Annotated in this window: 3 protein-coding genes; all 3 read left to right on the top strand. The window is 46.7% G+C overall.

The features are described from left to right. Window positions 1-307: 307 nt before the first annotated feature. The 3 genes from C232_RS0114195 (at window position 308) to yidA (ending at window position 3729) form a co-directional block, all read left to right on the top strand. Complete coding sequence (locus tag C232_RS0114195) at window positions 308-631, top strand: nitrous oxide-stimulated promoter family protein (protein WP_018664816.1); 324 nt, start codon at window positions 308-310, stop codon at window positions 629-631. A 112-nt stretch (window positions 632-743) separates the two neighbouring features. Continuing rightward, on the top strand, window positions 744-2783 hold the full coding sequence (locus tag C232_RS0114190; RefSeq protein ID WP_018664815.1) for a catalase: 2040 nt from the start codon (window positions 744-746) through the stop codon (window positions 2781-2783). A 136-nt stretch (window positions 2784-2919) separates the two neighbouring features. Next, entirely contained in the window at window positions 2920-3729 is an 810-nt protein-coding gene (yidA, locus tag C232_RS0114185) for a sugar-phosphatase (RefSeq protein WP_018664814.1), read from the top strand. The last annotated feature ends 114 nt before the right edge of the window (window positions 3730-3843 follow it).

Below are 3843 nucleotides of genomic sequence, written 5' to 3'. Positions count from 1 at the left end.
CATCGATTCGCCTTATCAGGCTCATCGTGTTTCCTTTATCTCAGTCAAAGACTGCGAAATCCGTACGCCGATGAACAGTCGCCTCCGCATTTCGAATGTCCAGCTGCGGGCGCTATCGGCTCGGGGTCAACTGTTCCGGCTCCATTGAAGTCAAAGGGCGGACTTCACTGGTGCCGGCCCAGTTGCCTGTCGCCGATGGGCAAGCGCCCTCCGCTTTTCAATTGTTCGGAAAATGTAAAAGTTGCGCGGGGTTTTCGGTGTTAAGGTGAAAGGGAAGGGATTATCTGTTTAAGGGGGGCCGGCTATCATGCCAAGACAAAAAAGAGAATTAAATAACGGGCCAGTTATCCAAAAGGAAAAAGAAACAGTTGCGGAAATGATTCGCATTTACTGCAGAAAAAAACACCACCGTGATGAATTATGCGAGGAGTGCCTCGATTTAAAAAACTACGCATTCAAAAGGCTGTCCCTTTGCCGCTTTGGCGAGGAAAAAAGCGCTTGTTCCAACTGCAAAGTCCATTGCTACAGCAAAACCTACCGTAAAAAAATCAAGGCGGTCATGCGCTATGCAGGGCCGTGGATGGTATTATATCACCCCGTTTTTTCAATCAAGCACCTTTTAAAAAAATAATGTTTACGGATTTCCGGCAGCGGAAACCGGTTTGCCGCTTTCTTCAGCAGGGTACGGGATAATAGAATGTTTTCTATTTTAATCACCTGCAAAAAGATTGGGAGGAATAAGGATGACCAGCAGCAAAAATAAGAAGGACCTTCAACTGGAAACGTTTCGTGCGGCTGACGAAGGGAAGCCGATGACGACAAATGAAGGACTGAAACTTTCCGAAGATGAATTTTCCCTGAAAGCGGGAGACAGAGGTCCGACTTTGATGGAGGATTTTCACTTTCGGGAAAAAATGACGCATTTTGACCATGAACGTATTCCAGAGCGCGTGGTGCATGCCCGCGGTTTTGGCGCCCATGGAGAATTCCAGGTTTATGAATCCATGAAGGCATACACAAAGGCAAAATTTTTACAGGATCCTTCTGTTAAAACCCCGGTGTTTGTACGTTTTTCAACTGTTGCCGGATCGCGGGGCTCCGCTGATACTGTCCGTGATGTGCGCGGGTTTGCCGTAAAATTTTATACGGAGGAAGGGAACTACGATTTAGTTGGTAACAATATTCCGGTTTTTTTCATCCAGAATGCAATTAAATTCCCGGATCTTGTGCACTCTTTTAAACCGGAGCCGCACAATGAAATCCCGCAGGCACAAACCGCACATGATACATTTTGGGACTTTGTCGTAAACAACCAGGAAACTGCCCATATGATCATGTGGCATATGTCAGACCGCGCCATTCCGAGAAGCTACCGGATGATGGAAGGGTTTGGGGTGCATACATTCCGGTTTGTCAATGACGAAGGAAAGGCACATTTTGTAAAATTCCACTGGAAGCCAAAACTCGGCGTCCATTCGCTTGTGTGGGATGAAGCGCAGAAAATTGCCGGAAAAGATCCGGATTTCCACCGCCGCGACCTGTATGAGGCCATTGAGATGGGAAACTACCCGGAATGGGAGCTCGGTGTACAGCTGATTAAAGAAGAGGATGAATTTGCCTTTGATTTTGATATTCTTGATCCGACAAAAATTTGGCCGGAAGAAGATATTCCTGTGAAAATCATCGGCAAGTTGACCTTGAACCGGAACGTGGACAATGTTTTTGCTGAAACCGAGCAGGCTGCTTTCCATGTCGGCAATGTTGTTCCGGGGATTGATTTCACCAATGATCCGCTGCTGCAGGGCCGGCTTTTTTCCTATACGGATACGCAGTTAATTCGGCTCGGCGGCCCTAATTTTCATGAACTCCCGATTAACCGGCCGATCTGCCCGTTCCACAATAACCAGCGCGATGGTTATGGACGCCAAACGATCAATGTCGGGCAGGTCAGCTACCACCGCAATGGCCTTGCAAACAATACGCCTTCGGTTTCCAGCCCGCAGGAAGGCGGTTATGAACATTATCAGGAAAAAGTAGAAGGCCGCAAAGTACGCAGCCGCAGCAAAAGTTTCGAAGATCATTTCTCCCAGGCAATCCTATTCTGGAATAGCATGAGCGAGCCGGAAAAACAGCATATTATCCAGGCATTCAGTTTTGAACTTGGTAAAGTAAAAAGTAAAGCAGTAAAACAGCAGGCAGTCGATATGTTTGCAAATGTCAGCCCGATGATGGCCGCTGCCGTTGCAAATGCGATCGGCGCGATACCTCCTCAGAAAACAGAGGAGCCAAAAGCAGCGAAAATTTCTCCGGCGCTCAGCCAGTTAAATAAACCAATGCTCCCGGATACAAGAAAAGCCGGCGTGATCATTGGCAACCAATTTAATGGTGCTGATGTTTCCACGGTGTTGAGAGAGCTACAGGCAGCCGGCGTGCAAACGGTTCTGATTAGTGAAAAGGCAGGAAAGGTTACCGGAACAGACGGAACGATTCTGGAAGCAACCGAAACGTTTTTAACGACCGATTCCGTTCTGTATGATGCCGTTTATGCCGCAGGAGGGCAGGGAATAAGCCCTGCTTTTGAAAAAGAGGGTTCTGCCTTTATTATGGAGGCATTTAAGCATTTTAAAACAATTGGCGGCACCCACGAAGGCACCGTGTTTTTGGAAAAAGCCAATATCTTAAACCAGCCCGGGGTCGTGAGCGGCAGCGATATGAAACAGTTTGCCGGCGACTTTATTAAAGCCGTTGCGGCAGACCGCCATTGGAGCCGGCAGCCGGTTTAATTGGAAAATGCAGGGAGCCAACCGCTTTCCTGCATTTTTTGCATTTCGTTACATACCATCGCTTTTTCCTATTTTTTACGTTAAGATAAAATAGGAAAAGTGAACTTGTTATGTTTGTTTGAAGGAGCGAAAAAGGATGTATAAATTGATTGCGATTGATATGGACGGCACGCTGCTAAATGACCGCCATGAAGTGACAGCCGAAGTCCGTAATGCATTACATCAGGCAAAAGCGCAAGGCGTGAAAATCGTCCTTTGCACCGGGCGCCCGATTAACGGTGTGCGCCGCTTTTTGGCGGATTTGGAATTAAATGGAGAAGATGATTATGTGATCGCTTTTAACGGTGCGCTTGTTCAAAATACCCATACTGGAAAAATAGTTTCGGAACTTTCAATTGGCTATGAAGATTTGGTCCGTATCTATGCGCTTAGTCTTGAACTGAGAACACCGATGCAATTTTTTGATGCCGAAAATTTGTATACTTCAAACCGGGATATCAGCCCTTACACGGTTCATGAATCATACTTAATGCAAATGACTCTGCATTACCGGACGATAGAAGAGGTTCCAAGGGATATTGTCGTGCCGAAAGTCATGTATATTGACGACCCGGACAAGCTCAGCCAGGCCATTCAAGCTATCCCTGAATCATTTAAAGAAAAATATACAATGGTCAGAAGCCAGCCGTTTTACTGGGAAATTCTCCACAAAGAAGCAAGCAAAGGAAATGCTTTGAAACAACTTGCCGGTTATTTGAATATTCGGCAGGAAGAGGTTATGAGTATTGGCGATAATGAGAATGACCTCACGATGATTGAATTTGCCGGCTGCGGTGTCGCCATGGCCAATGCCATTCCAAAGGTAAAACAAGCCGCAAATTTTGAAACACTGTCGAATAATGAACACGGTGTGGCTCACGCGATCCGAAAACTGGTATTGTCATGAAATAGGGAGGATAAACCATTCATTCCCGTTATGAACGACTATGGACGCGGAAACTCTTGTGGGGCAGTCTTTCATGCGGCCGATGAACGCCCGCGGGAGTTGATTTTCCGCCAG

The organism is Heyndrickxia acidiproducens DSM 23148, assembly GCF_000374345.1.
In the GTDB taxonomy this organism is placed as follows: Bacteria; Bacillota; Bacilli; order Bacillales; family Bacillaceae_C; genus Weizmannia; species Weizmannia acidiproducens.
The sequence above is the reverse complement of the archived record's forward strand: the minus strand, read 5'-3'. Positions and strand labels throughout refer to the sequence as shown.

Bases quoted from the DNA above. Each gene is read 5' to 3' on its own strand.
- C232_RS0114195 (WP_018664816.1), top strand. From the start codon at position 308: ATGCCAAGACAAAAAAGAGAATTAAATAACGGGCCAGTTATCCAAAAG.
- yidA (WP_018664814.1), top strand. From the start codon at position 2,920: ATGTATAAATTGATTGCGATTGATATGGACGGCACGCTGCTAAATGAC.
- C232_RS0114190 (WP_018664815.1), top strand. From the start codon at position 744: ATGACCAGCAGCAAAAATAAGAAGGACCTTCAACTGGAAACGTTTCGT.